Origin of the sequence: uncultured Paracoccus sp. (assembly GCF_947487305.1) — a bacterium.
Classification (GTDB): Bacteria; Pseudomonadota; Alphaproteobacteria; order Rhodobacterales; family Rhodobacteraceae; genus Paracoccus.
On the sequence record NZ_CANKWH010000011.1, the window covers coordinates 105,321 to 130,120 of the forward strand.

At 66.7% G+C, this 24,800-nt stretch carries 28 protein-coding genes; 4 read left to right on the forward strand and 24 right to left on the reverse strand.

Features of this window, described 5'->3' with window-relative positions; all coding sequences use genetic code 11:
* Positions 1–6: 6 nt before the first annotated feature.
* Entirely contained in the window at positions 7–390 is a 384-nt protein-coding gene (locus Q1A36_RS14160; protein ID WP_299845296.1) for a hypothetical protein, read from the forward strand.
* Here Q1A36_RS14160 and Q1A36_RS14165 read toward each other — a convergent pair.
* The 6 genes from Q1A36_RS14165 to Q1A36_RS14190 all read right to left on the reverse strand — a co-directional run bounded on the left by Q1A36_RS14165 (position 387) and on the right by Q1A36_RS14190 (position 6,353).
* Positions 387–905, reverse strand: coding sequence for a sarcosine oxidase subunit gamma family protein (locus tag Q1A36_RS14165; protein WP_299845299.1), 519 nt, complete (start codon positions 903–905; stop codon positions 387–389). The two genes, Q1A36_RS14160 and Q1A36_RS14165, sit on opposite strands and share 4 nt — an antisense overlap.
* Complete coding sequence (locus tag Q1A36_RS14170) at positions 898–3,828, reverse strand: sarcosine oxidase subunit alpha family protein (RefSeq protein WP_299845302.1); 2,931 nt, start codon at positions 3,826–3,828, stop codon at positions 898–900. Before Q1A36_RS14170 ends, Q1A36_RS14165 begins: the two co-directional genes overlap by 8 nt.
* Positions 3,825–4,148 (reverse strand): sarcosine oxidase subunit delta, encoded by a 324-nt coding sequence (locus Q1A36_RS14175; protein ID WP_299845305.1) that lies wholly within the window; start codon positions 4,146–4,148, stop codon positions 3,825–3,827. Before Q1A36_RS14175 ends, Q1A36_RS14170 begins: the two co-directional genes overlap by 4 nt.
* 4 nt (positions 4,149–4,152) lie before the next feature.
* Positions 4,153–4,488: a TfoX/Sxy family protein gene (locus Q1A36_RS14180; RefSeq protein WP_299845309.1), complete on the reverse strand. Its 336-nt coding sequence runs from the start codon at positions 4,486–4,488 to the stop codon at positions 4,153–4,155.
* A 104-nt stretch (positions 4,489–4,592) separates the two neighbouring features.
* A complete protein-coding gene (locus Q1A36_RS14185) occupies positions 4,593–4,991 on the reverse strand; it encodes a hypothetical protein (protein ID WP_299845312.1) in 399 nt (132 codons plus the stop codon).
* Between the two features lie 96 nt (positions 4,992–5,087).
* Complete coding sequence (locus Q1A36_RS14190) at positions 5,088–6,353, reverse strand: sarcosine oxidase subunit beta family protein (protein WP_299845314.1); 1,266 nt, start codon at positions 6,351–6,353, stop codon at positions 5,088–5,090.
* 176 nt (positions 6,354–6,529) lie between these two features.
* Here Q1A36_RS14190 and ccmI point away from each other — a divergent pair, with 176 nt between their 5' ends.
* The 3 genes from ccmI to Q1A36_RS14205 all read left to right on the forward strand — a co-directional run bounded on the left by ccmI (position 6,530) and on the right by Q1A36_RS14205 (position 8,573).
* Positions 6,530–7,762 (forward strand): c-type cytochrome biogenesis protein CcmI, encoded by a 1,233-nt coding sequence (gene ccmI, locus Q1A36_RS14195; RefSeq protein WP_299845317.1) that lies wholly within the window; start codon positions 6,530–6,532, stop codon positions 7,760–7,762.
* Positions 7,759–8,223, forward strand: coding sequence for a Holliday junction resolvase RuvX (gene ruvX / locus Q1A36_RS14200; protein ID WP_299845320.1), 465 nt, complete (start codon positions 7,759–7,761; stop codon positions 8,221–8,223). The genes ccmI and ruvX overlap by 4 nt, the downstream gene beginning before the upstream one ends.
* Positions 8,224–8,342: 119 nt before the next feature.
* Positions 8,343–8,573 carry a DUF1289 domain-containing protein gene (locus tag Q1A36_RS14205; protein WP_299845415.1) on the forward strand — a complete coding sequence of 77 codons (231 nt, stop codon included), beginning with the start codon at positions 8,343–8,345 and terminating at the stop codon, positions 8,571–8,573.
* Here Q1A36_RS14205 and Q1A36_RS14210 read toward each other — a convergent pair whose 3' ends face one another.
* The 18 genes from Q1A36_RS14210 to Q1A36_RS14295 form a co-directional block, all read right to left on the reverse strand.
* Positions 8,574–9,320 (reverse strand): class I SAM-dependent methyltransferase, encoded by a 747-nt coding sequence (locus Q1A36_RS14210; protein ID WP_299845323.1) that lies wholly within the window; start codon positions 9,318–9,320, stop codon positions 8,574–8,576.
* A 5-nt stretch (positions 9,321–9,325) separates the two neighbouring features.
* Positions 9,326–9,658, reverse strand: coding sequence for a hypothetical protein (locus Q1A36_RS14215; RefSeq protein ID WP_299845326.1), 333 nt, complete (start codon positions 9,656–9,658; stop codon positions 9,326–9,328).
* A gap of 4 nt (positions 9,659–9,662) precedes the next feature.
* A complete protein-coding gene (locus tag Q1A36_RS14220) occupies positions 9,663–10,619 on the reverse strand; it encodes a DnaJ C-terminal domain-containing protein (protein ID WP_299845329.1) in 957 nt (318 codons plus the stop codon).
* A 56-nt stretch (positions 10,620–10,675) separates the two neighbouring features.
* The gene (locus tag Q1A36_RS14225; protein WP_299845332.1) at positions 10,676–11,734 is read right to left on the reverse strand and encodes an aldo/keto reductase; all 1,059 of its coding nucleotides are present in this window, start codon (positions 11,732–11,734) and stop codon (positions 10,676–10,678) included.
* Between the two features lie 82 nt (positions 11,735–11,816).
* Positions 11,817–12,008 (reverse strand): hypothetical protein, encoded by a 192-nt coding sequence (locus Q1A36_RS14230; RefSeq protein WP_299845335.1) that lies wholly within the window; start codon positions 12,006–12,008, stop codon positions 11,817–11,819.
* Between the two features lie 163 nt (positions 12,009–12,171).
* Positions 12,172–12,924, reverse strand: a complete 753-nt coding sequence (locus tag Q1A36_RS14235) for an ABC transporter ATP-binding protein (RefSeq protein ID WP_299845338.1) — start codon at positions 12,922–12,924, stop codon at positions 12,172–12,174.
* Between the two features lies 1 nt (position 12,925).
* Entirely contained in the window at positions 12,926–13,810 is an 885-nt protein-coding gene (locus tag Q1A36_RS14240; protein ID WP_299845341.1) for an ABC transporter ATP-binding protein, read from the reverse strand.
* The gene (nikC, locus tag Q1A36_RS14245; protein WP_299845344.1) at positions 13,807–14,724 is read right to left on the reverse strand and encodes a nickel transporter permease; all 918 of its coding nucleotides are present in this window, start codon (positions 14,722–14,724) and stop codon (positions 13,807–13,809) included. Before nikC ends, Q1A36_RS14240 begins: the two co-directional genes overlap by 4 nt.
* Positions 14,721–15,713, reverse strand: coding sequence for an ABC transporter permease (locus tag Q1A36_RS14250; RefSeq protein ID WP_366141583.1), 993 nt, complete (start codon positions 15,711–15,713; stop codon positions 14,721–14,723). The genes nikC and Q1A36_RS14250 overlap by 4 nt, the downstream gene beginning before the upstream one ends.
* 126 nt (positions 15,714–15,839) lie before the next feature.
* On the reverse strand, positions 15,840–17,438 hold the full coding sequence (locus tag Q1A36_RS14255; protein ID WP_299845347.1) for an ABC transporter substrate-binding protein: 1,599 nt from the start codon (positions 17,436–17,438) through the stop codon (positions 15,840–15,842).
* A gap of 102 nt (positions 17,439–17,540) precedes the next feature.
* A complete protein-coding gene (locus Q1A36_RS14260) occupies positions 17,541–18,092 on the reverse strand; it encodes an invasion associated locus B family protein (RefSeq protein ID WP_299845350.1) in 552 nt (183 codons plus the stop codon).
* Positions 18,093–18,114: 22 nt separating this feature from the next.
* Complete coding sequence (locus tag Q1A36_RS14265; RefSeq protein WP_299845352.1) at positions 18,115–19,350, reverse strand: molybdopterin-binding protein; 1,236 nt, start codon at positions 19,348–19,350, stop codon at positions 18,115–18,117.
* Positions 19,347–19,841, reverse strand: coding sequence for a molybdopterin-guanine dinucleotide biosynthesis protein B (gene mobB, locus Q1A36_RS14270; protein WP_299845356.1), 495 nt, complete (start codon positions 19,839–19,841; stop codon positions 19,347–19,349). Before mobB ends, Q1A36_RS14265 begins: the two co-directional genes overlap by 4 nt.
* Positions 19,838–20,446 (reverse strand): molybdenum cofactor guanylyltransferase MobA, encoded by a 609-nt coding sequence (gene mobA / locus Q1A36_RS14275; RefSeq protein WP_299845359.1) that lies wholly within the window; start codon positions 20,444–20,446, stop codon positions 19,838–19,840. Before mobA ends, mobB begins: the two co-directional genes overlap by 4 nt.
* Entirely contained in the window at positions 20,439–21,320 is an 882-nt protein-coding gene (locus Q1A36_RS14280) for a formate dehydrogenase accessory sulfurtransferase FdhD (protein ID WP_299845362.1), read from the reverse strand. Before Q1A36_RS14280 ends, mobA begins: the two co-directional genes overlap by 8 nt.
* Positions 21,321–21,386: 66 nt before the next feature.
* A complete protein-coding gene (gene hflX / locus Q1A36_RS14285; protein ID WP_299845364.1) occupies positions 21,387–22,721 on the reverse strand; it encodes a GTPase HflX in 1,335 nt (444 codons plus the stop codon).
* Positions 22,722–22,955 (reverse strand): RNA chaperone Hfq, encoded by a 234-nt coding sequence (hfq, locus tag Q1A36_RS14290; protein ID WP_020949330.1) that lies wholly within the window; start codon positions 22,953–22,955, stop codon positions 22,722–22,724.
* Positions 22,956–23,146: 191 nt separating this feature from the next.
* Positions 23,147–24,793 (reverse strand): potassium transporter TrkG, encoded by a 1,647-nt coding sequence (locus tag Q1A36_RS14295; RefSeq protein WP_299845371.1) that lies wholly within the window; start codon positions 24,791–24,793, stop codon positions 23,147–23,149.
* Positions 24,794–24,800 lie beyond the last annotated feature (7 nt).

A 24,800-nucleotide genomic window follows, 5' to 3' on the forward strand; every position in this document is an offset into this window, starting at 1 on the left:
GGCATCATGAACAAGGAATTCATCGGACTCGCGCTGCTGATGGCAGGCACCGCGGTCGGGCATGTGGTTCTGGGCGGGCCGGATTATCCCGAGCAGTTCAGCGCGGTGCTGGAGTCGGACCGGCTGCGCGCCATGGCACTGGCGCTGTGGCACGCGGCGACCGTCGCGTTGATCGCTTTCGCGGCCTGCTATCTGCTGCTGGCGCGCGGGCCGAACCCGGCACTCTTGTGGATGACATCGCTGATCCAGCTGGGCTGGGTGGCGCTGTTCCTGTTCTATGGGCTGACCAATCTCGGCGAGATCTGGACCCTGTGGCAATGGGTGCTGTTTCTGGCCTTCCCGCTGCTGGCCTTCTGGGCCGAGCAGCGACGCAGCGCCCGCCCCGCCTAACGCGGGTCGAGATCGCTGCCCGGAATCGCCGCGTTCTGCAGGATCAGGCCAAGGTAATCCGCCGTCGAACGCATGCCGATGACGCGGAACCCCTTGCCCTGCCGCCAGAAGGCAACGGCGGTCTGGGCAGCGCGGGTGCGGCGCAGCCCGTCCTTGGGGAAGGCCCCGAAATCGACCGGGCAGAGCTTTGACAGAACCTGATCGGGTTTGGCGCCGGTCAGGTCAAAGACCGCGCGCAGGTCCGAGACATCGGCCACCAGCGCGTGCTCTCCCACCAGCGCCTGCTGCAGATCGGCCAGCGCGGCGGCAACCTCGCCGGCGGGCAGGATCAGCAGCAGTTCATCCGGCGACATCCAGCCAAGGCTGCGGCTGCCATCGGAGACGATGCGGGTCGGTTCGGGGATCGCCAGCCCTGCGGCCTCGGCGATGGCATCCCCGGCCCGCGCCAGATCGGCGCGGATCAGGATCATGCCAAGCCCGTCCACACGGGCGACGGTTGCCAGCGCCTCAGCCATTCAGACGCCCCCCTTCCTTGTCATAGAAGACCGGATCGACGATGCGCGCCCGGATGGTTTCGCCCGAGGGCGTGGGGAAATCGATCACTTGCCCCATGCGTTCCGGCCCGTGCCGCACCAGTCCCATGGCGATGGGGCGGTTCAGCGTCGGCGAATGATAGGTCGAGGTCACGCGGCCCTGCATCTTCTTCTGGCCATTGGCGTTCTCGCCCGCATCGACGGCATAGGCGCCATCGGGGATCATCCGCCCGTCGAGGCTTTCCAGCCCGACCAGCCGCCAGCGATTGCCATCGATCATATGGCTGCGGGCCTGCGCGCGCTTGCCGATATAATCAGGCTTCTTCTTCGAGATCGCCCAGCCCAGCCCCAGATCCTGCGGGATCACGGTGCCGTCGGATTCGTCCCCGATCATGATATAGCCCTTCTCGGCGCGCAGGATATGCATCGCCTCGGTGCCATAGGCGGTCACGCCCAGGTCGCGCCCGGCCTGATGCAGTGCCTCCCACAGTTCCAGCCCGCGCCCGGCGGGAACGGCGAGTTCGAAGCTGAGCTCGCCCGAAAAGCTGATGCGATAGATGCGGGCCGGGATGCCGGCCAGTTCGCCCTCGGCCCAGGCCATGAAGGGCAGGGCTTCGGGCGACACGTCGATGGTGCCGGGCAGGCGTTGCAAGAGCTCGCGCGCCTTGGGACCGGCAACGGCGACCTGTGCATATTGCTCGGTGGCATTGGCGGTATAGACCTGCCAGTCCCACCATTCGCATTGCAGCCAGTCCTCCATATGGGCGTGGATGCGATCCGCGCCGCCGGTGGTGGTGTGGCACAGCCAGGTGTCATCCGAAAGCCTTGCGACCACGCCATCATCGCTGAGGAAGCCGTTTTCGCTGCAGACGAGACCATAGCGGCACTTGCCGACCGGCAGGGACGACATCATCCCGGTATAGATCATGTCGAGGAAGCGCCCGGCATCGGGACCCTTGACCAGAATCTTGCCGAGGGTTGAGGCATCGAGCAGCCCGACCGAGTTCCTGACCGCCAGAACCTCGCGGGCGACGGCGGCATGAACATCCTCGCCGCCCTTGGGATAGGCATAGGCACGGCGCCAGAGGCCCACTGGCTCCCAATGCGCACCATTGCGCGCGTGCCAGTCATGCATCGGCGTCTTGCGCAGCGGCTGGAAGGCATCGCCCCGCGCATCGGCGGCGATGGTGCCAAGGGTCAGCGGCGTATAGGGCGGGCGGAAGGTGGTGGTGCCGGTGGCCGGGATCGGCTGGTCCAGCGCCTTGGACAGAATGGCGAGGCCGTTGATATTGCTGACCTTGCCCTGGTCCGTCGCCATGCCAAGCGTGGTGTAGCGCTTGGTATGCTCGACCGAGGCATAGCCCTCGCGCGCGGCCAGTTCGACATCAGTGACCTTCACGTCGTTCTGATAGTCGAGCCACATCTTCGCGCGCAGCTTGTAGGGCGCCTGCGCCGGCATGACCCAGACGGGCTGGGTCTGGCCCTCGTCACGCTCCAGATCGCCGGCCGCGCGCAGATCGCCCGCAGCCGCGCCGACGGCGGTGACATTGCCCTTGCCATCGGCACCCAGAGGCGGGCGGTCGGGGTCGGGGCGAAACATGGCCTGCGCCTCGTCCCAGATCAGCTTGCCGCCGCAATGGCTCCACAGATGCACGACCGGGGACCAGCCGCCCGACATGGCGACCACGTCGCAATCGATGCCGCCGGTGACATGGCCATCACCCGACTGGTCGCAGATCGACACGCCCTCGACCTGACGGCTGCCCTTGACCTTGGCGATGGCGGTATTGGTCAGGACCGGAATATTCCGGGCGCGGACGGCCTGCACCAGCTCGCCCTCGGCCTGCACCCTTGCATCCAGCACGGCGGCGACCTCGAGTCCCGCATCGGCGGCGACCAGTGCGGTGCGATAGGCGTCGTCGTTGTTGGTGACGACGACGACGCGCTGGCCGAGCGCAACCCCGTAATCCACGATGAAATCGCGCACAGCCGATGCCAGCATGACGCCGGGAACGTCATTGCCAGAGAAGGCCAGCGGGCGTTCCAGCGCGCCGGTCGCGGTGATGACCTGCCCGGCGCGGATGCGCCACAGACGCTGGCGCGGGATACCGGCGTTCGGGTCGTGATCGGCCAGCGCCTCACGCGCCAAGAGATAGCCGTGATCGTAGAGCCCGGTCGCCATGGTGTTGCGGCGTAGGGTCACGGTCTTCTTGGCCCGCAACTCTGCGAGCAGCGCCTCGATCTCGGCCTCGCCGCCCTTGTGATCGACCGGCGTGCGGCCGCCCCAGTTCGGCGACTGTTCCAGCACCAGAACGCGCCTGCGCCCCTTGGCCGCCGCCAACGCCGCCTTGAGGCCGGCGATGCCGCCGCCCACCACCACGACATCGGCGAAGTCATAGGCCTGTTCGTAACGATCCGGGTCGGGATCGGTCGGCGCGCGGCCAAGGCCGGCGCTGCGACGGATGATCGGCTCGAAGAGATGTTTCCAGAACGGGCGCGGATGGATGAAGGTCTTGTAATAGAACCCGGCCGGCAGCATCGGCGACAGCCAGTTGTTGATCTCGCCCACATCGGCATCCAGCGATGGCCAGCAATTCTGGCTGCGCAGGATCATGCCCTGCACCAAGGCCGTGGTGGTGGCGCGCTGGTTCGGCTCGAACCGGCCGCCCTGCCCCAACCCGAAAAGGGCATTGGGTTCCTCGGCGCCCGAGGCGACCGGGCCGCGCGGGCGGTGGTACTTGAACGAGCGGCCCATCATCAGCTGGCCATTGGCCAGCAGCGCCGAGGCCAGCGTATCGCCCTCGAGCCCGCGCAGATGGCGGCCGTCAAAACGGAAGGGCAGTTGATAGGCGCGATCGATCAGGCGGCCGCCCTTTGGCAGCCGGAAGGGGCGGGATTGGCTCATGGGCGGAACGTCCAGTCAGGGCGGGCAGCGGTGATGGCGGCGATGACCTCGTCGGTCGGCGCGGGGGTCTGGGCCTTGTAGGTCGCATAGACCTGCAGCGTGGCGGTGTCGCGGGCGGCGAGGAACCACTTGCCGCAGCCATAGGCATGGCGCCAGCGTTCGAAATGCACGCCCTTGGGATTGGCGCGGGCGAACATGTAGGCCTCGAAATCCTCATCCGATCCGGCGGGACCGATGCGCTTCAGATGCGCCTCGCCGCCGGGGGCCAGTTCGGTTTCCTCGGCGCGGATGCCGCAATAGGGGCAGGTCAGCGTCAACATGCGGTCACTCCTTCGGCGGAAGTTCTGAGGCGTTTTCAAGGGCGAGGGCAAGCAGCCGGGCGCGGCTTTCCTCATCGGCCTGCGCCTCGCCGGTCAACATGACGAAGCCGCCCATCACCCGGTCCGCCATCGCCATCACGGCAACGCCCGGCAGGGCCAGCGCCGCTGCCTCGTGCGTCTTGCCCACGCGATAGAGCAGCGCCCCGGTCGACATGACGCCGGTCAGCATATGGCCGCCGCGCATGAAGCCGAGGCCGCCGAACATCTTCTTTTCGGAAATGCCGTCCAGCGCGGAAAGATCGTCGCGCATCATCTCGGCGGCGCCGGGGTCAATGGCCATCGCCGCCCCCCTGACACGCGAAGGCCGGGGGCTGACTGCCCCCGGACCCCCGTGGATAGTTGGACCAAGGCGAAAGCAAGAAGGCTTTCGCGCTCAGTGCCCGATCAGTTCGACGGAGCCGGAGCGGTGGTTTCCGCAGCAGCGTCGGAAGCGGCATCCGCGGCGTCGGCAGCAGCGTCAGCGCTGGCATCGGCAGCATCGGCAGCCGCATCAGCGGTCGCGTCGGCAGCATCGGCCGCAGCGTCGGTCGCGGCATCGGCAGCTTCACCGGCAGCGTCGGCAGCGGCATCAGCCGCGCCAGCGGCGGCATCGGCAGCGCCGGCAGCCGCATCGGCAGCAGCGTCAGCGGCCGGGGCTTCAGTGGTTTCAACGGTGACCGTGGTGTCGCCAGCGTCGGTCGCTGCGGTTTCCTCGCCACCACCCATGAGCCAGAAGATGACCAGCACCGCGACGAGGATGCCGCCAACGATGAACCAGAGCGAGTTATTCTTTTGTTCAGCCATGATAATCCCTTTGTGGCTTTGGCAGGTCTGTGGCCGCTCAATTCGCGCGGTGGCACAAAGGTTCCCTGAAAACTGACAATCATCAACCGTCCCCGCTCAATGCGCCACGCCGGCGGCGACGGATTCGTCGATAAACCGCCCCTCGCGGAAGCGGTTCAGGCCGAATTCCGCCGACAGCGGGCCGGGTTGGCCCTTGGCGATCAGCTCGGCCATGGCCCAGCCCGACCCCGGAATCGCCTTGAACCCGCCGGTGCCCCAGCCGCAGTTGACGAAGACCCCGCCGACCGGCGTGGTCGAGAGAATCGGCGAGCGGTCCCCGGTCATGTCGACGATGCCGCCCCATTGCCGCAGCATCTTCAGCCGCGACAGCATCGGGAAGGTTTCGACCAGCGCACGCACGGTTTCCTCGACATGGTGCCAGCTGCCACGCTGCGTGTAATTGTTGAATCCGTCGGTGCCGCCGCCGATCACCATCTCGCCCTTGTCGGATTGCGACAGGTAGCCGTGAACGGTGTTGGCCATGACCACGACATCCATGCAGGGCTTGATCGGCTCGCTGACCAGCGCCTGCAAAGCGATGCTTTCAATGGGCAGGCGGAAGCCGGCCATCTCGGCCAGCTGGCTGGAATGGCCGGCGACGACCAGCGCCAATTTGTCGCAGCCGATCCGGCCCTTCGAGGTATTCACCGCGCGGACCTGCCCGCCCTCGGTCTCGACGCCCGTGACCTCGCAATTCTGGATGATGTCCATGCCCATGTCGCTGCAGGCCCGGGCATAGCCCCAGGCCACCGCGTCATGCCGCGCCGTGCCGCCACGCGCCTGGTAAAGCCCGCCCAGCACCGGGTAGCGCGGCCCGTCGATGTTCATGATCGGCACCAGTTCCTTCACCCGCTTGGCGTCGATCCACTCGGTCGAGACCCCTTGCAGCAGGTTGGCATGGACGGTGCGCTTGTAGCCGCGGGCCTCATGTTCGGTCTGGGCCAGCATGATCAGGCCGCGCGGGCTGAACATGACGTTATAGTTCAGGTCTTGCGACAGGTTCTCGTAAAGCTTCAGCGCCTTGTCATAGATCGCCGCCGAGGGATCCTGCAGGTAGTTCGAGCGGATGATGGTGGTGTTGCGACCGGTATTGCCGCCGCCCAGCCAGCCCTTCTCGATCACCGCCACATCGGTGATGCCGAAATTCTTGCCGAGGTAATAGGCGGTGGCGAGGCCATGCCCGCCGGCACCGACGATCACCACCTGGTACTTGTCGCGCGGCGTCGGGCTGGCCCAAGCCCGGTTCCAGCCGGAATGCTGGCGTAGCGCCTCGCGTGCGATGGCAAAGACCGAATAGCGGCCGGAACGGGCGGGCGTGGGCATGGTGGATTCCCCGGCTTGGTGTCGCGGCCACCATGGCCCGGCAGGGGGGCCACACTCAAGGCGTGAAGCGGCAGATCATGGCGAAATGCGACACGCCCTCGCGCGGTTTTGCGCAGCCGGGGCTTTTGCCAGGGCCGCAAAGCGGCTAGGTCGGCAGGGCAAGGGGGAAGTTGCCGATGATGTTTTGGTTTTTCTGCGCCGCTCTGGTTGTCATCGTCGGTCTGGCGATCCTGACGCCGGTCTGGCGCACGCGCGGCGATACCGGGGCCGAGACGGCGGCGAGGTTCGACCTGCAGGTCTATCGTGACCAGCTGCGCGAGGTCGAGCGTGACCTGACCCGTGGCGTCATCAGCGCCGAGGAGGCCGAGCGGCTGCGCCGCGAGATCGGTCGCAAGGTGCTGGAGGCCGACCGCCGCGCCGGCGAGGAAAGCCCGGCCCCGCGCCGCCGCTCTGGCTGGATCGGCGCGGTTCTGGCGCTGGCGCTGGTGCTGGGCGGCGCGGTCTGGCTTTACGAGCGCGAGGGCGTGCCCGGCATGCCCGACCTGCCGCTGGCCGAGCGCATTGCCGCCGCGGAAGCCGTCTATGACAGCCGCCCCAGCCAGTCCGAGGCCGAGGCCGCCGCACCGCCGCTGAAACGGGGCGAGATCGATGCCGATTATGCCGCGCTGATCGAGGAACTACGCGAGGCCGTCGCCAAGACGCCCGACGATCCACAAGGGCTGGCGCTTCTGTCGATGCACGAGACCCGGCTTGGCAATCTTGACGCCGCCATCACCGCGCAGCGCCACCTGATCGAGGTGAAGGGGCCCGAGGCCAGCGCCGGCGAACATGCGATGTTAGCCTCGCAACTGGTCGAGGCGGCGGGCGGGCTGATCACCCCCGAAGCCGAGGACGAAATGGCCCGCGCGCTGCGGATCGATCCGGGGAATGCACAGGCCCGCTATATGCTGGGGCTCCTGCAGGCGCAGAACGGTCGGCCCGACCGCGCCTTCCCGATCTGGCGCGATCTTCTGGAAAAAGGCCCGGCCGATGCGCCCTGGATCGCGCCGATCCGCGCCGCGATCCCCGACCTGGCCTGGCTGGCGGGGCAGCCGGATTATACCCCGCCGGAAACCGCCATGCCCGCCCTGCCCGGCCCCGATGCCGAGGCCATGGCCGCCGCCGAGGGGATGAGCGATGCCGACCGGCAGGAGATGATCACCGGCATGGTCAAGCAACTGGAAGAGCGGCTGGCGTCCGAGGGCGGCAGTCCCGAGGAATGGGCGCGGCTCATTGGCGCGCTGGTTGTGCTGGGCCATCGCGACCATGCCGCCGAGATCTGGGGCGAGGCGCAGAGCCGCTTTGCCGCCCAGCCCGAGGCTCTGGACGTGGTGACGAAGGCCGCAAGCGAAGCGGGGCTGGTCGAATGATCTTCGAGGATATCGAAGAATTCGCCGCCGCCCTGCCCCGCGCCGGCGGGCTGGTCGGGCTGGATCTGGGCACCAAGACCATTGGCGTGGCGGTCAGCGACGGGCTGCGGCAGGTGGCGACGCCGCTTCTGACCATCAAGCGGCAGAAATTCACTCTGGACGCCAAGGCGATGCTGGCCATCGTGGATGAGCGCGGGCTTTCGGGGATCGTCCTTGGCCTGCCGCGCAACATGGATGGCAGCGAGGGCCCGCGGGCGCAATCGACCCGTGCCTTCGCCCGGAACCTCACCGGACTGACCGATCTACCCGTCACCTATTGGGACGAGCGCCTGTCGACCGTCGCCGCCGAGCGTGCGCTGCTGGAGGGCGACACCTCGCGCAAGCGCCGCGCCGAGGTGATCGATCAGGTGGCCGCCGGTTACATCCTGCAGGGCGCGCTGGACCGGCTGCGGCACCTTTAAGGTCGAAACCGGGCGGAGACAGGGCGCTTTCGGCGCATCACCCGCTGCCCTGACGTGAAAGCTGGGCGGATCGGTGGCTTGCATCCGCCGAACCGCCGCCTAGAGTGCCGCCGATGAAGCTGGAACCGCCCGTCTGGACCCGAATGGAACCGCAAAGCCCCTGCGTGAACATCTGTGTGATTCACCCGCAGGAGGGGATTTGCGTCGGCTGCTATCGCACCCTGACCGAGATCGCCCAATGGGCCGGGATGAATGACGACATGCGCCGGGCGGTTCTGGCCGAACTGCCCGAGCGCAAACCCCGGTTGAAGAAGCGTCGCGGCGGGCGCGGCGGGCGGCGCGACGACTGATCAATCCAGCCGGGCAAAGCGCCCGGTGATCGGCCAGCTGATCCGGTACTCGGTCCCCGGATCGCCCCAGAGCGCGGCGATCTCCTCCATCGCGGTCTCGGCGATCTCGCCCTGCCCGGCCTTGGTCGCCGCCTTCACCGCCGACCATGTCTCGACATAGCCAGCCAGCGCCTCGAGCGACCAATCCCGCTCGATCACCAGCGGCGGGATCGACAGCTCGGAAAAAGGGAAATCCAGCGAGGCATAGCCCTGTTCGACATGCGCGCGCCCCTCGGGCCAGAAGGGGTGGATATCGCCCCAGTAGAAGCGCCGGAACCGCTCAGCCGCCGGTCCGGCCAATTCCGGCACGCCATAGGAGACCAGCGCCAGCGCCGCACCCGGCGCGGCCAGCCGGCGGACCTCGGCATAGAAGCGCGGCAGGTCGAACCAATGCGCCGCCTGCGCCGCGACGATCAGATCGACCGAACCATCCGTCAGCGCGCTCGCTTCGGCCGGTTCGACGCGATAGTCGATGTTCGGGCGCGGCTCGGCATGGGCGATCTGGTCGGCGCTGATGTCGGTGCCCGTCACCCGGTCGAACTCGGCCGCCAGCAGCACGGTCAGCTGACCGTTACCGCAGCCCACATCCAGCGCCTGTCCGCGACCGGCAGTCAGCGCGGCCAGCGCCCCGGCCAGGACCGGCGGATAGGTCGGGCGATGACGCGCGTAGCCAGCCCCGCCCTCCTCGAAATGCCGCCGCTCGGCCATGGCCGTCAGCGCAGCCGCCGCACCACGGTATGGATGCGGGTGCGCACCTCGTCGGGCTCGGTGGCGACCGCCTGCATCAGCGCCCGCATGTCGCCGCGCATGGTGCTGAGCTGATCGACCAGCGACATCACCATGGTCAGCGCATCCTCGTGCAGCTCATAGGTATCGCTGAGATCGCAGAGCAGTTGCAGCCGCGCAAGATCGGCCTCGCGGTAAAGCTGCTGGCCCTCGGCCTGCACCGGCTGGACGATACGGGCGCGGACGAAGGCGATCAGACGCGGACCGTCGAGATCATCAATGGCGGCGATGGCTTCGGCTTCGGTATAGGTGCGGCTCATCGGTTCACCCCTTCCTCTTGGCGCGGGCGTCATAGGCATGGGTCTTGCGCCAGTTTTCCATGAACGCGGCCAGATCGTCATCGACCTGCGGCGGCATCACCACCTTCAGCTCGACCTGCTGGTCGCCGCCATTCACCCCGCGACCGCGCAGGCGAAGTTTCTGCCCGGTGGTCGCGCCCTTGGGGATGGTCAGGTTCACCGGCCCGTCGATGGTCGGCGCGGCGACCTTGCCGCCCAGCACCGCCTCGTCGATGGAGATCGGCAGGGTGGTGAAGATGTCATCGCCCTCGCGCACGAAATCCGGGTGCTGGCCGACGCTGAGCGTCAGGTAGGCATCGCCCGCGCCGCCCTTGCCATAGCCAGGACCGCCCTTGCCCTTCAGCCGGATGGTCTGACCCTCATGCGCGCCCTTCGGAATCGAGACTTCCAGATCGCTGCCATCGGGCATGGTGATCCGGGTCTTGCCGCCCTTGGCGGCGGTCAGGAAATCGACCTCGAGCTGGAAACGGTGGTCCTGCCCGCGCATGGTGAAATCGGCCTCGCGCTGGCCCGCGCCCGGCCCGCCGCCGAAGCCGCGAAAGCCGCCCTGCCCCGGCCCGCCACGCCCGCCGCCGCGCTGGCCGAAGAGATCGCCGAACACATCCGACAGGTCGGGATCGCCGCCAAAGCCGTAATCCTGCGCATAGGGATTGCCCGCCGCCTCGGCATGTTGCCGGTAATAGCGCTGCTGCGGCCGCTCATGGCCCTGATCGTCGATCTCGCCCGCATCAAAGCGCCGGCGCTGCTCGGGGTCTTTCAGCAGGTCATAGGCGGCCGAGGCGGCCTTGAACCGCTCGCCCGCCGCCGGATCGGGGTTCAGGTCGGGGTGATCGGTCTTGGCGATCTTGCGATAGGCCTTCTTGATCTCGGCATCGCTGGCACTCTTGGATACGCCCAAAGCTGCATATGGATCACCCGCCATTCCCCGGCCCCCGTCTTGGTTCTTGCCTCAACAAGATAACCACCGGAGAGGTTTCATCAATAGGGCTGCGGATGCGCCTTGTGCAGCCGGTCGATGGCCTTGGCGAGGTCGCGGTCCATGCGCCGGTCGGCACCGGCCAGAAGATGCGAAAGCTGCGCCACGGTCGTCGCTCCGATGATCGGCACCACCTTGAAGGACCGGGTCAATTGCCAGGCAATGGCGAAATGCAACGCGTCCCAGCCATGTTCCTCGGCCAGCTGGTGATAGGCCGCGACCGCCTCCAGCCCGCGCGCGGTCTTGCGCCCGCCGAGATTGCCCAAGCCCCTTTGGGCCTTGTCCACCGCCGCGCGGCTGCCATCGGGCAGCGAGCCCTCCTGATACTTGCCGGTCAGCAGCCCCGCTGCCAGCGGCGAATAGGATAGCAGCGTCACATCCTCGTTCACCGCCACCTCGGCCAGATCGGTGTCGTAGGGTCGGTAGAGCAGCGAATATTCATTCTGGATCGCCGCCATGCGCGGCCCGCCTGTCGCCTCTGCCATGTCGAGCCAGCGCGTCAGCCCCCATGCGCTTTCATTCGACAAGCCGGCGGCGCGGATCTTGCCCGCCGCCACCGCAGCCGCCAGCGCCGCCAGCACGTCGCGCATATGGTCAAGCGTCTGTTCCCGGTCCTGCCCTGAAGGGTCATAGCTCCAGTTCTGGCGGAAGGCATAGGAGCCGCGCACCGGCCAGTGCAGCTGGTAAAGGTCAATGCGATCGGTGCCGAGCCGGGTCAGCGATCTGTCGATCGCCGCCGTCACCGCCTTGCCGTCAAAGGGGGTATTGCCGTTCACCATCTGGCTCGGCCCGGTGATCTTGGTGGCGATCTCGACCCGGTTGCGGTTGGCGGTTTTCGCCAGCCAGCTGCCGATGATCTCCTCGGATCGGCCCACGGTCTCGCGCCGGATCGGGTTCACCGGATACATCTCGGCGCAGTCGAGAAAGGTCAGCCCGGCCTCCAGCGCCGCATCCATCTGGGCATGAGCCTCGGCCTCGCTGGTCTGGTTGCCGAAGGTCATGGTGCCAAGGCAGATCTCGCTGACCTCGACATCGCTGCCGCCCAGTATCACACGCTGCATGGATGAGCCTCCGTCCCGATTTGCGATCTCGCGCGCAACCTAGCCATCGGGTCCGGGGGTGCAAGCCTTGGCGTTGCGGGGTCTAGCGGATCAGCCCGAAGATGCGCATCACATTGGCCGCCAGCCCGGCGGCATTGCCGTCGTCATAGGGATGCTCGCGATCCCGAAAGCGCGGATGATGCGGGTCGAGATCAGGCTCGGTTTCGTGGAATTCGGGCATGTGCGGCGGCTCGTCAGCCGGGTCGGGTGAATCGGGTTCAGCGCCACGCGCCATCCGCCCGACGAACCACTGAGGATGCGTCAGATGCATATCGACACCATATTGAAATATTGCAGTTTATGTAACTATATTTTAATTCGATTCTGATATTGAATCAAATTTATTATTGTTTTCGATTCGGGCAGCTTACTGAATTATTTACGCAAGCGACGGTGTTTCACGCGCGCTCATAGCCCGCGCTGGCGGCGATCAGGTGCCGGGTATAATCCTCGGTCGCGCCGCCGTGACGCAACTGATCGACGGTCATGATCTCCTCGATCCGCCCGCCGCGCATCACCGCCAGCCGGTCGCACATATGGCCCACGACCGACAGGTCATGGCTGACCATGACATAGGTCAGCCCGTGCTCGGCCCGCAGATCAGTCAGCAGGTTCAGGATCTCGGCCTGCACGCTGACATCCAGCGCCGAGGTCGGCTCGTCCAGGAGCAGCAGCCGGGGTTCCGCCGCCAGCGCCCGGGCGATGGCGACGCGCTGACGCTGCCCGCCCGACAGCTGGTGCGGATAGCGGAAGCGGAAGCCCTGCCCCAGACCGACGTCCTCCAAAAGCCGGGTGATGCGGCTGTCGATATCGCCCATGCCCTGCAACTTCAGCGTTTCCGACAACACCCGGTCGACCGAATGACGCGGGTGCAGGCTGGCATAGGGGTCCTGAAACACCATCTGCACGGTCTTGTGGAACGCCCGGTCGCGCTTCTGTCCGGCAACCGCCTGCCCGGCGACCTCGATGGTGCCGGACCAGCTGTCGATCAGCCCGGTGATGGCGCGCAGAATGGTGGATTTGCCGCTGCCGGATTCGCCCACGAGCCCGAAGCTTTCGCCCTCGGCCACGCTGAAGCTGGCGCGCTTGACCGCATCGACCCGGTCGGGCGGAAAGCCGAACCAGACATCCAGGTCATCAACCCTCAACATGTCAGAGGCCCCCCGGAAAATCGGTTTCGGTTCGCTCACCCTCCAGCGGCCCGTCGCGCCAGCTGTCCTGCCGCTGCAGCACCGCCAGCCGCTCGACCGGGTGATCGAGCCGCGGCAGGCTGTTCAACAGGCCCTGCGTATAGGGATGGCGGGCATTGTGCAGATCCTTGGCGGCCAGCGTCTCGACGATGCGGCCGGCATACATGATCAGCACCCGGTCGCAGAACTGCGCCACGAGGTTCAGGTCATGGCTGATGAAGATCAGCCCCATACCGCGATCGCGCACCAGTCCGTCCATGATGTTCAGCACTTCCGTGCGCACCGAGACATCCAGCGCGCTGGTTGGCTCGTCGGCGATCAGGATCTCGGGATCGGGGGCCAGCATCATGGCGATCATGATGCGCTGGCCCATGCCGCCCGACACCTCGTGCGGATAGGCGCCCATAACCCGCTCGGGGTCGCGGATCTGCACCGCGCGCAGCATCTCCAGCGCCTTCTGCCGGGCGGCATCCTTCGCCCCGCCGGCATGCAGGCGATAGGCCTCGATGATCTGGTCGCCGATCTTCATCACCGGGTTCAGGCTGAACTTGGGGTCCTGCATGACCATGCTGATGCGATTGCCACGAATGGCGCGCATCTGCCGCTCGGGCAGGTTCAGGATCGACTGCCCCTCCAGCTCCAGCTTGTCGGCGCTGACCTTGCCGGGCGGGCGGACAAGGCCCAGCACCGCGCGCCCGGTCATCGATTTGCCCGAACCGGATTCACCCACCACCCCAAGCCGTTCGCGGCCCAGGTCAAAGCTGACACCGCGCACCGCCTCGAACACGCCCTGACGGGTCGGAAAGGCGACGCGCAGGTTCTTCACGGAGAGCAGCGGCGCACTCATTCCTTGGCCCCCTTCGGGTCCAGCACGTCGCGCAAGCCGTCACCCAAGAGGTTGAAGGCCAGCGAGACGATAAAGATCGCCAGACCCGGCATGGCCGCGACCCACCAGAAATCGAGGATATAGGTCCGCCCGTCCGAGATCATCGCCCCCCATTCCGGCATCGGCGGCTGCGCGCCAAGGCCAAGGAAACCCAGACCGGCGGCGGAAAGGATGATGCCCGCCATATCCAGCGCCACCCGCACGATCAGCGAACTGACGCAGAGCGGCCAGATATGCCCGATCAGCAGACGCATCGGCCCCGCCCCCTGAAGGCGCGCGGCGGCGATGAAATCGGCATTGCGGATGGTCAGCGTCTCGGCCCGGGCCAGTCGCGCATAGGGTGGCCATGCGGTAATCGCCAGCGCCAGAACCGCATTGCCGATGCCCGCGCCAAGCGCCGCGACAAAGGCCAGCGCCAGCACCAGCTTGGGGAAGGCCAGAAAGATATCGGTGATCCGCATCAGAACCTGATCGACCCAGCCGCCGGCAAAGCCCGCCACCGTGCCGATGAACAACCCGATCACCGGCGCGATCAGCGCCACGGTGCCCACGATGAACAGCGTGATGCGCGAGCCGTGGATCAGCCTCGACAGGATATCCCGGCCCAGATGATCGGTGCCCAGCCAATGCGCCGCCGAGGGCGGTTGCAGCCGGTCGGCCAAGTTCTGGCTGAACGGGCTATAGGGCGCCAGCCATGGCGCAAACACCGCCATGACGATCAGGATGATCAGGATGACCAGCCCGAACATCGCCAGCTTGTTGGCGCGGAAGGTCAGCCAGCCCTGATAGATCGCCCCCAGCCGCGCCTGCCGGCGGGTCTGCGGCGCATCGGTCAGCAGCCAGTCGCGGCGGCTTTGGAATTGCACGTCGCTCATTTCGACCTCGGATCCAGCACGCGATAGAGAAGATCGCTGAGTAGGTTCAGCCCGACAAAGCAAGTGCCGATGACCACCGTGCCGCCCAGAACCGCGTTCATGTCGCCAGCCAGCAGCGCCTTGGTCACATACTGACCAAGGCCGGGCCAGCTGAAGATGATCTCGGTCAGCACCGAACCCTCGAGCAGAGAGCCGAAGCTGAGCGCGATCACCGTGATCAGCGGGATCGAGATGTTGCGGAAGGCGTGACGCCAGATCACCGCGCGTTCCGACAGGCCCTTGACCCGCGCCGTGGTGATATATTCCGCCGACAGCTGCTCCAGCATGAAGCTGCGGGTCATGCGGCTGATATAGGCGAGGCTGAAATAGCCAAGCAGGCTGGCGGGCAGGATGATGTGGGAAAACGCATCCTTGAACGCGCCCCAGTCTCCGGCGATCAGGCTGTCGACCATCAAGAGGCCAGTCACATTCGGCACCATGCCGGAATAGATGATATCCTGCCGGCCCGGTCCGCCGACCCAGCCAAGTATGCCGTAGAAGATCAACAGGCCCATCAGGCCCAGCCAGAAGATCGGCATGGAATAACCGACCAGCGCCACGACGCGCGCGACCTGATCGACCCAGCCACCCCGGCGGGCGGCGGCGATGACGCCAAGCGGCACGCCGACCAGCACACCGATCAGCGTGCCAAGCGTGGCCAGCTCGACCGTGGCCGGAAAGACCCGCTTGATGTCGTTGATGACCAGCTGCCCCGTCGAGATCGACTTGCCGAAATCGCCCTGCAGCACGTCGCCGATATAGCCGATCAATTGCACATACAGCGGCTTGTCCAGCCCCATGGCCAGATAGGCGGCATCATATTGCGCCTGCGTGGCGCGGTCGCCGACCACTTTCAGCACGGGGTCGATGGGCATGACCCGTCCGATGATGAAAGTGACCAGCAACAGCCCCAGAAGCGTCAGGACCAGCGACAGGATCACCCCGCCAATGCGTTTCAGCCGGCGCAGGGTGGCGGCGCGGCGGTCAGCGGCTGAAGGACCGGCGGGGGATGGGCCAACGGGGGACGGGCCTGAAGCCCGCCCCCCCTCGGCACCGCTTTCGGTGCTGCTCAAGGCTTATTCGCCCTTGGTAACCGCGCGATAGATGACCGAAGTCACCGCCTTGCCCGAGTTCCAGTTCTCGACCCCATCGCGCAGCCCGGTCGGCTCGATCCGCTGGAACAGCGGCACGATCGGCGCCTCGGCCTGATACTGCTTCTGCAGGTCGATATACATCTGGGCGCGCTTGTCGCCATCCTGCTCCAGCGTGGCATCGACCGTTGCCTTGCCCATCGCCTCGGGCACGGCATAGGCGTTGCGCCAGGCCAGAAGGCCGGTGGCATTGGCCTCGTCGCTGTTGTCGGGGTTATAGGCGAAGGTCGCGGCATTGGTGTTCGGGTCGGAATAATCCGGGCCCCATTCGCCAAGGAAGATCGGCACTTCGCGGGCGCGATAGGCGTCCAGCACCTGCGCGCCGGTCATCTGCTCGATGTTCAGCGTCAGCCCGGCCTCGGCCATGCTGGCCTGCAGCGCCTGCGCCACGTCGACATATTCGCGCAGGTCGCGGACCTTGGTGGTGATGGTCTTGCCGGACATGCCGGCTTCCTCGATCAGCGCCTTGGCCTTGGCGACATCATAGGTATAGGGGTTCTCGTCCAGCGCGCCCAGATAGCCCGAGGGCAGGAAGGCCTGATGCACCATGAACTGGCCCTTCAGGAAGCTGCCGGCGATGCCCTCGTAATCGACGAGATATTTCATCGCCTCGACGACCTTGGGATTGGCCAGAACCTCGTCCTTCTGGTTCAGACCCATGTAGAGGATACGGCCGCGCGGCTCGTCCTGCACCTTGATGCCCTCGACGGTCGAAACCGCGTCAACATCGGTCGGCGTCAGGTTGCGGGCCACGTCGATATCGCCGGCCTCGAGCTGCAGGCGCTGCGCGCTGGATTCTGCCACGTTCTTCACGATCACCCGCGCCATCTTCGGCGCGCCCTGGAAGTAATCGGCGAAGGCGGTCAGCTGCACCGCCTCGTTCGGGGTCCAACCCGCCAGCACATAGGCGCCCGAGCCGGCATCGTTGTTCGACAGCCAGGCATTGCCCATGTCCTCGCCTTCGACATGCTGCATCACCAGTTCCTTATCCACCACGCTGGCGATGTTGGCGGTCAGGCAGTTCAGCACGAAGCTGGGCGCATAGGGCTTGTCCATCGTCACCGTCAGCTTGTTGCCGTCCGCCTTGATGTTCGTCTCGACATTGTCGGCGGTGAAGCCGAACTGGGTCAGGATGAAGGCCGGGGTCTTGTCCAGCTTCACCGCGCGCTGCAGCGACCAGGCGGCATCCTCGGCCCGGACCGGATTGCCCGAGTGGAACTTGACGCCCTCGCGCATGGTGAAGGTGATCGACAGACCGTCCTCGCTGACCTCCCAGCTTTCGGCGAGGCTCGGCTGGAAGCCCTTGTCCAGATCCAGCGGGTCGAAATCGACCAGACGGTCATAGGTGTTGTTGTTGACGTCATTGCCCGAGAATTCGAAGGACTGCGCCGGGTCAAGGCTGATGATGTCATCGATCGTATGGGCCACCACCAGCACATCCGCCGGGGTCTCGGCAAAAGCCGCCGGCGCAAAGGCCAGTGCCGAGGCGAGCAGCATGGCCCGCGCGCTCAAGAATTTGGTCATCGAAACGTCTCCCTGTGATTGTTCTCTGGCCGAACTCTGCGGTTCGGCGTCATGGCGGTGACAGTGGCGCAGGGCTGGCCGGTTTGGCAAGCCCCATCCGCCTTACTCGGTTGACGCAGCCGGTTTCAGCGCCGCCATGCCTTCGGTCAAGCCTTTGGCGGAGATGGGGAAAACCGCCATTTCGGCACCCACGGCGGGGCGGTATCCCGCCAGCACCTGCTCGGCCCTGGTCAATCGGTCCAGCGCCGCCTGATCAGGCAGGTTCACCGCCTCGCAGATCTGCGGGCTGCAGGCCTGCCAGATGAAGGGAAGCTGCTCTTCCTCGGTCGCACCTTCGGGTTGCAGCACGAAGCTCGAGGGCAGGTGAGCACCCACCGGCACCTGCGCCACAAGGATCTGTTTCCCGTCATCGGTCCAGAAAGCCAGCAGTTCGGCCAAGAGCTGGTTGGTCTCGCGCATCGAGATCCGCTGGCTCAACATGCAGCGGGTACGGTTCACCCCCAGTGCCTCGCAGCGCACGGTCCAGTCGTCAAAGGCCTGCCCATTGGCGATCTCGGCGGGTGCCTCGGCAGCCTCGGGGGCGGCGGCCTCCTGCGCGATGGCCGCCAGCGGCAGGGTGGCGGCGAAAAGGGCGGAAATCAGAACATGTCGCATGAAGCGTCCTTGCTTGGGTCAATCATTGAAAATGGGCAAATGGCAGATAGTGGACGGGCGTTCCGGGCGCGATCTCGACCGCACCGTCGGGCAGTTCGACCAGCCCCTCGGCCCAGCTAAGCCCGCTGATCCGGCCCGAGCCTTCCGACTCGAACACTTCCACCGCACCATCCACGTTCAGCCGGGCGCGCAGGTATTCGCGCCGGCCGGGGCGTTTCGATTTGCTGAACGCGGCGGGAACGGTAAAGGCCAGCGGCTCGCGCCAGCCCGCGCCGGCGATCAGGCTGGCGGCGGGGCGGGCAAAGATCAGCGCGCAGACCAGCGCCGCGACCGGATTGCCGGGCAGGCCGATCACCGGCACGCCCTGCCAGAAGGCCAACGCCAAGGGCCGCCCTGGCTTCATTGCAATCCGCCATGCCGTCAGATCACCCTGTTCGGTCAGCAGGCGGCTCACATGATCCTCGTCTCCCGCCGAGGCCCCGCCCGAGGTCAGGATCAGGTCGCAGTCCCGCGCGCCCCGGTCCAGCGCCGCCGCGATGGCAGCGGGATCATCAGGCGCATGGCCCAGATCGACAGGTTCCGCCGCCCAGCCCCGCGCCAAGGCCAGCAGCATCGGCCGGTTCGCATCCCAGATCTGATGTGGCAGCGCCGGCAAATCGGGCCGGGCAATGATCTCGTCGCCGGTCGACAGCACGCCGACGCGCAACCTTAGCCGCACCGAAAGCCGCGCGATCCCCAGGGCCGAGGCCAGCGCCAGATCGGCGGGCGTCAGCTGCCGCCCCGCAGGCAGCGCCAGTGCGCCCTCGGCCATATCCTCGCCGGCCATGCGGGTATTCGCCCCGCGCTTCGGGATGCGATCGAAGCGGACGCGCCCGCCATTCGCATGGCTTTCCTCCTGCAGGACCACCGTATCCACGCCTTCCGGCAGGATCGCACCGGTCAGGATCTTCACCGCCTGCCCCGTGGGAAGCGCGCCAGTAAAAGGCTGACCCGCCGCTGCCCGGCCCTCGGCCAGCGGCATCTCTTCACCGGCATCCGCATGGGCAAAACCGAACCCATCCACCGCCGAATTGGCCCGTGGCGGGTTCGACCGCCGGGCAAAAGCATCCGCTGCCAGCACCCGTCCCAGGGCCTCGCCCGTCGTCACCTCCTCCACCCCCTCGAGCGGCGAGAGCGCCGCCCGCAGCCGCGCCTGCGCCTCGGCCACCGGCAGCCAGTCGACCCCCGGCGGCATCGAGGATTTCTCGGGGCGGTTCACCGGATCACCTGCGCATGGTCCCAGACAAAATCCGCCAGCGCCGCCGTGTCGTCATGGCCCAGAACCGGCAGCGCCGTCTCGGGCGCTGCGGTGGAGGCAACGGCGATGATGTGATAGCCCTCGCCCAGCAAGGGCCGCCCGGTCTCGGGCCGGTGGCACTCGATCTTCGGATGCGGCGCGGTCTTGTAGCCCTCGACCAGCACGATGTCGCAGGGTTCCAGATGCGCGATCAGATCGCTCAGCATCGGCTCTGCCGCGACGTGCAGTTCGGTCATCAGCGCCCAACGGGCCGGCGTCGACAGGATCACCTGCCCCGCCCCCTGCGCCCGCAGATGAAAGCTGTCGGTGCCCTCGACATCGATATCGGCGGCGTGATGGGCGTGCTTGATCGCGCTGACCGTCAGCCCGCGCTGGCGGAATTCATGGATCAGCCGCCCGGTCAGGTTGGTCTTGCCGGAATTCTTCTGCCCGGTGATGCCAAAGATTTTCATGCGCCGATCAACCTTTCCGCCGTGGCGATATCCCTGGGCGTGTTGACGTTGAAGAAGGGATCATAGGGGTCCGAGGACCAGACCGCCCGCCCCGCCGCGTGGCCTTCGGTCCAGAGGACGATCTTGCGCAAACCGCCCTGCAGCGCCGCCCGCAGATCCTCGCGCAGCGCCACGGGCCAGAGGCCGAAGGTCGGATGCTGGCGGATCACGCCGGCCTCGTCGGGGCTCGCCGCCAGCGCCAGACCCTGCGGCCCGGCAGCGGCCTGCAACCGCGCCGCCAGATCCTCGGGAAAGAAGGGCGTATCGGCGGCGGCGGTGATGATCGCATCCGCCCCCTGCCCCGCCGCCCAGTCGACCCCGGCCAGAACCCCGGCCAGCGGTCCTGCGAAGCCCTCGATACTGTCCGGAAGCACCGGCAGGCCAAGGGCGTCGAACCGCCCCGCATCGCCATTGGCGTTCAGCGCCAAGGCCGCGCATTGCGCGCCCAGCCGCGCGATCACCCGATCCATCAGGCTTTCACCGCCGACAAGTCGCAGCCCCTTGTCGCCGCCGCCCATGCGCGTCGCTCGCCCGCCCGCCAGAATGACCCCCGGCAGCCTAGTCATCGGCGGCACTCTTGCGCCGGTGCTTGCGGTCTTCCTCGGGAACCGAGGCCAGATCGGCATCGAAAACCAGTCGCTCGGCCCCGGCCAGACAGGTGAAGCGTTGCCCGCGCATCCGTCCGATCAGCGTCAGCCCGACCTGACCCGCGATCTCGACGCCCCAGCCGGTGAACCCAGAGCGCGAGGCCAGCACCGGAATGCCCATCTGGGCGCATTTGATCACCATTTCGCTGGTCAGCCGCCCGGTGGTGTAGAGGATCTTGTCCGCGCCATCGACGCCGTGGCGGAACATGAAGCCGGCGATCTTGTCCACGGCATTGTGGCGCCCGACATCCTCCATATAGACCAGCACCCGATCCTCTTGGCACAGCACCGTGCCATGGATCGCCCCGGCCGCGAGATAGAGCGAGGGCAGCGTGTTGATCTGGCGCGCCAGAGCATAGAGCCAGCTGGTGCGAACCTCGGCCGCAGGCAGTTGCAACCCCGCGATACCCTCCATCATGTCGCCAAAGACCGTGCCCACGGCACAGCCCGAGGTGCGGGTCTTGCGCGACAGCTTGTCCTCGTAATCCGTCTGGGTGGCGGTGCGCACCACGACCGCCTCGGCTTCAGCATCGAACTCGACGCCGGTCACAACCTCATCCGACTTCAGCATCCCCTGATTGCGCAGGAACCCCAGCGCCAGATAGTCGGGATGATCGCCGATGGTCATCGCGGTGACGATCTCGCGGGCATTCAGCCAGATGGTCATCGGCCGCTCCTCGACCACCCGAAGCTCGACGGGCTGCCCGAACTGGTCAAGGCCCGTCACCGCACGGGTCAGGCTGACGGCTTCGGGGTCGGGCAGGATCGGCAGAGGCGGCAGCGGTTCGGTCATGCTCGGCAGTCTGGCGCGCGGACCCGAGGGGTGCAAGGGGGCAGGACCGGCGCGATCCCTGCGGCCCTACTCCGCGTCGCCGCCGCTCAGCGCCTCATAGGTCGCCTTCTGCCGTTCGGTCCAGCGCAGCTCCAGATGCAGCCCGTCTTCGCCGGCCTCTTCGCGCTCGACGACGCCGGCCTCGTGCAGCCAGGCCCGGCGGCGACCGTCCGAGAAGGGCAGCACCACCTGCCCCGGATAGCGCGGCTCGTCCAGCGCCTCTCCCAGATGGGCGTCGATGGCGGCAATCAGATCGTCCAGCCCCTCGCCGGTCAGTGCGCTGACGGCCTGCACCCCCTCGGTCCGCGAATCGGTGCGGCGCAGGGCGGCGCGGGTATCGGCGGACAGCGCGTCGATCTTGTTCCAGACCTCGATCAGCGCCACGTCCTCGTCCACGCCCAGCCCGTCGAGGATCTCGGCCACATCCGCCGCCTGTTCCTCGGTCTCGGGATGGCTGATGTCGCGGACATGCAGGATCAGGTCGGCCTCCAGCACCTCTTCCAGCGTGGCGCGGAAGGCGGCGACCAGTTCATGCGGCAGGTCGCTGATGAAGCCCACGGTATCGGAGAGGATGATCTTGCGTCCCTGCGCGCCCCCACGAGCATCCGGCAGGCGAATGGCGCGCATGGTCGGGTCGAGCGTCGCAAACAGCATGTCCTTGGCCAGCACCTCGGCCCCGGTCAGCCGGTTGAACAGCGTCGATTTTCCGGCGTTCGTATAGCCCACCAGCGCGACGATCGGATAGGGCACCTTGGCCCGCGCGGCGCGGTGCAGGGTGCGGGTCTTCACCACGCGCTCCAACTGCCGGCGCAGACGGGTCATCTGTTCGTCGATGGCGCGGCGGTCGGCCTCGATCTGGGTTTCCCCCGGACCGCCGACAAATCCCAGCCCGCCCCGCTGGCGTTCAAGGTGGGTCCAGGCCCGGACCAGCCGGGTGCGCTGATAGCTGAGGGCGGCCAGTTCCACCTGCAACACACCCTCGCGCGTGCGGGCGCGGTCGGCGAAGATCTCTAGGATCAGCCCGGTCCGGTCCAGAAGCTTGACCTCCCAGGCCTTTTCCAAGTTGCGCTGCTGGACCGGCGTAACCGGGCCGTCGATCAGCACAAGGTCGACCTCGGCCTCGGCCAGTCGCTCGCCGATCTCGGCGACCTTGCCCTTGCCGAACAGCCGCCCGGCATCGGGCTTGCGCAGCCGCGCGACCTCGGAGCCGACGATCTCGGTTCCGGGCAGGGCATAGGCCAGCGCAATGGCCTCGGCCAGCGCATGTTCGGGTTCGCGCCGCTGGGTGCGCCGATCTGCGAGGTCGGGATGGATCACATAGGCGCGTGTCGGCCGGGCCTCGGTCGAGGTGGGTTCGGCCAATCAGTCCTCGCCTTCGTAGAGGCTGATCGGCTGCCCCGGCATGATCGTGCTGATCGCGTGCTTGTAAACAAGCTGCGATTGACCGTCGCGGCGCAGAAGCACGCAGAAATTGTCAAACCAGGTGATGACGCCCTGCAGCTTCACGCCATTGATCAGGAAGATCGTGACCGGCACCTTGGCCTTGCGGACATGATTGAGAAATGCGTCCTGAAGGTTCTGCTTGTCGCCAGCCATCTGGTCTCAACCTGCCTGCTAAAGTTGGTCTATATATCAAGGTGTAGGCGCAGCGCAGCGCGCTTGCAAGTTACTTGACATCATCCGAACCCATGGGTCGGCACAAGGGCAACAGCACTTTTTATTCGCGCCTCTGGCAAATCCGATACAGTGACGATGCCTTTTTGCAGCGGGTTTTCGCCGCGAGACGCTCAGCGACGCCAGAAGTCGGGCGTGAACAGGGCCAGAATCGCCAACGTCTCCAGCCGTCCCACGATCATCGCCCCGGCGAGGATGGACTTGTTGAAGATCGACAGGCCAGACCATCCCTCCCAGGGGGCCGAAGCGATGCCGGCGGTGCCTTCGAAGGTCGGCGTCAGGGGGATGGCGCCGGCCAGCGGGCCGGTATTCGTCAGCGCGGCAATGGACAGGATCGTCGCGGTCTCGAACTCGATCTGCTGGATCGACATCAGCGTGACCACCACCGAAATCGACATGGCAAAGAGCATGAAGAAGATGAAGGCTAGGTAGGCCCCCTCGCGCCGCAGCCGCCGGGCCATGCGCCCGCCCCCGGCGATCGAGCGGGGATGGATGATCCGCTCCAACTCGCGTTCGCCGTGCCGGGCAAGGGCATAGACACGCAGCAGCTTGACGCCCCCCGCCGTGGTCGCCACGCCACCGCCAAAGATCGCCAGCCCGGCCAGGATCAGGCCCGGCGAGGACAGTCCCGACCAGGTTCGCGCGCCCTGCCAGTCGGCACTGTTCCAGCCGGTCGTGGTCAGATAGCTGAGGCCGTTGAAGAGGCCCCCCCAGGCCGCGGCCGCGCCCTTCACCACGCTTTCGAACGGATGCGACGCGGGGCCTGCGACCGCTTCGTCCGCGCCGGTCTTGGCCACGTCGATGGCACCGATGAAATGGCGGGCGAACAGCACCAGCGCGACCATCAGCACGATCCCGGCGGCCAGCCGCAACTCGGGGTCGTCGATGACCCGCTCGGTCGAGCGCAGCTCGCCCCCTCCCGGCCAGAAGCGCCGCGACAGGGCGAGGATCAGGAACAGGAAGACCACCACCTCGCCCGCCACGCCCGAGCCGTCGGCGGCATGACCGATGACCGGTGTGATGCCCGACGTGGCCAGCGTCCCCATCGCCCGGCACAGCGCCACGATGGAGCTGTCTCCCAGAAGCAGCAGGATCACCCACATCACCAGCGTCAGCCCGGCATAGACCGGTGCCACCGCCTGCGCCGCGCGCAGCACGCGGTAGGCGGGGTCGACCAGTTCGGTCTGATAGGAGGGATTCGACAGGTGCGGCTGGATCTCGCGCGGGTTCGCCGACTTGGGCAGACGCTCGAAATATTCCTGCCGGCCATAGGGAGAGGACATCAGCTCGAACCCGCCCACCCGCAGCGGGGCGAGGATGGCGATGGCGGCGACCAGCATGAACAGCCCACCCATCCAGCCGACCAGCGCCCGCCACAGATGCAGGGGCAGCGGCAGAAGGTCGGCAGAATAGAGTGAGGCCCCGGTGGTGGTCAGCGATGACACCATCTCCCACCAGGCGTTGAAGAGGCCGGTATCGGGCATACTTTCGGAGAAGGGGACCGCCAGCATCAGCGGCAGCAGACCCATGGTCGCCACCATGGTCAAAAGCATCGAGCGGGCGCGCGGACCGGCCGGGTTGGCGGCGGTGGCGATGCCAAGGATGCACGCGAGGATCAGGAACAGGATGCTGGAATAGAAGAAGTGCCGGGCGATGGCGTCGAAATCCATCACCGAGGCATAGACCGCCGGGATCAGCATCGCCAAGGCGCCGATCCCGGCAAGGATCACGATCAGTGGCAGGCGGATCAGGACCGACATGGGCGCG

Excerpts from the sequence above, each read along its gene's own strand:
- Q1A36_RS14160 (WP_299845296.1), top strand. The coding sequence starts at position 7 with ATGAACAAGGAATTCATCGGACTCGCGCTGCTGATGGCAGGCACCGCG.
- Q1A36_RS14165 (WP_299845299.1), bottom strand. The coding sequence starts at position 905 with ATGGCTGAGGCGCTGGCAACCGTCGCCCGTGTGGACGGGCTTGGCATG.
- Q1A36_RS14170 (WP_299845302.1), bottom strand. The coding sequence starts at position 3,828 with ATGAGCCAATCCCGCCCCTTCCGGCTGCCAAAGGGCGGCCGCCTGATC.
- Q1A36_RS14175 (WP_299845305.1), bottom strand. The coding sequence starts at position 4,148 with ATGTTGACGCTGACCTGCCCCTATTGCGGCATCCGCGCCGAGGAAACC.
- Q1A36_RS14180 (WP_299845309.1), bottom strand. The coding sequence starts at position 4,488 with ATGGCCATTGACCCCGGCGCCGCCGAGATGATGCGCGACGATCTTTCC.
- Q1A36_RS14185 (WP_299845312.1), bottom strand. The coding sequence starts at position 4,991 with ATGGCTGAACAAAAGAATAACTCGCTCTGGTTCATCGTTGGCGGCATC.
- Q1A36_RS14190 (WP_299845314.1), bottom strand. The coding sequence starts at position 6,353 with ATGCCCACGCCCGCCCGTTCCGGCCGCTATTCGGTCTTTGCCATCGCA.
- ccmI (WP_299845317.1), top strand. The coding sequence starts at position 6,530 with ATGATGTTTTGGTTTTTCTGCGCCGCTCTGGTTGTCATCGTCGGTCTG.
- ruvX (WP_299845320.1), top strand. The coding sequence starts at position 7,759 with ATGATCTTCGAGGATATCGAAGAATTCGCCGCCGCCCTGCCCCGCGCC.
- Q1A36_RS14210 (WP_299845323.1), bottom strand. The coding sequence starts at position 9,320 with ATGGCCGAGCGGCGGCATTTCGAGGAGGGCGGGGCTGGCTACGCGCGT.
- Q1A36_RS14215 (WP_299845326.1), bottom strand. The coding sequence starts at position 9,658 with ATGAGCCGCACCTATACCGAAGCCGAAGCCATCGCCGCCATTGATGAT.
- Q1A36_RS14220 (WP_299845329.1), bottom strand. The coding sequence starts at position 10,619 with ATGGCGGGTGATCCATATGCAGCTTTGGGCGTATCCAAGAGTGCCAGC.
- Q1A36_RS14225 (WP_299845332.1), bottom strand. The coding sequence starts at position 11,734 with ATGCAGCGTGTGATACTGGGCGGCAGCGATGTCGAGGTCAGCGAGATC.
- Q1A36_RS14230 (WP_299845335.1), bottom strand. The coding sequence starts at position 12,008 with ATGGCGCGTGGCGCTGAACCCGATTCACCCGACCCGGCTGACGAGCCG.
- Q1A36_RS14235 (WP_299845338.1), bottom strand. The coding sequence starts at position 12,924 with ATGTTGAGGGTTGATGACCTGGATGTCTGGTTCGGCTTTCCGCCCGAC.
- Q1A36_RS14240 (WP_299845341.1), bottom strand. The coding sequence starts at position 13,810 with ATGAGTGCGCCGCTGCTCTCCGTGAAGAACCTGCGCGTCGCCTTTCCG.
- nikC (WP_299845344.1), bottom strand. The coding sequence starts at position 14,724 with ATGAGCGACGTGCAATTCCAAAGCCGCCGCGACTGGCTGCTGACCGAT.
- Q1A36_RS14255 (WP_299845347.1), bottom strand. The coding sequence starts at position 17,438 with ATGACCAAATTCTTGAGCGCGCGGGCCATGCTGCTCGCCTCGGCACTG.
- Q1A36_RS14260 (WP_299845350.1), bottom strand. The coding sequence starts at position 18,092 with ATGCGACATGTTCTGATTTCCGCCCTTTTCGCCGCCACCCTGCCGCTG.
- mobB (WP_299845356.1), bottom strand. The coding sequence starts at position 19,841 with ATGAAAATCTTTGGCATCACCGGGCAGAAGAATTCCGGCAAGACCAAC.
- mobA (WP_299845359.1), bottom strand. The coding sequence starts at position 20,446 with ATGACTAGGCTGCCGGGGGTCATTCTGGCGGGCGGGCGAGCGACGCGC.
- Q1A36_RS14280 (WP_299845362.1), bottom strand. The coding sequence starts at position 21,320 with ATGACCGAACCGCTGCCGCCTCTGCCGATCCTGCCCGACCCCGAAGCC.
- hfq (WP_020949330.1), bottom strand. The coding sequence starts at position 22,955 with ATGGCTGGCGACAAGCAGAACCTTCAGGACGCATTTCTCAATCATGTC.
- Q1A36_RS14295 (WP_299845371.1), bottom strand. The coding sequence starts at position 24,793 with ATGTCGGTCCTGATCCGCCTGCCACTGATCGTGATCCTTGCCGGGATC.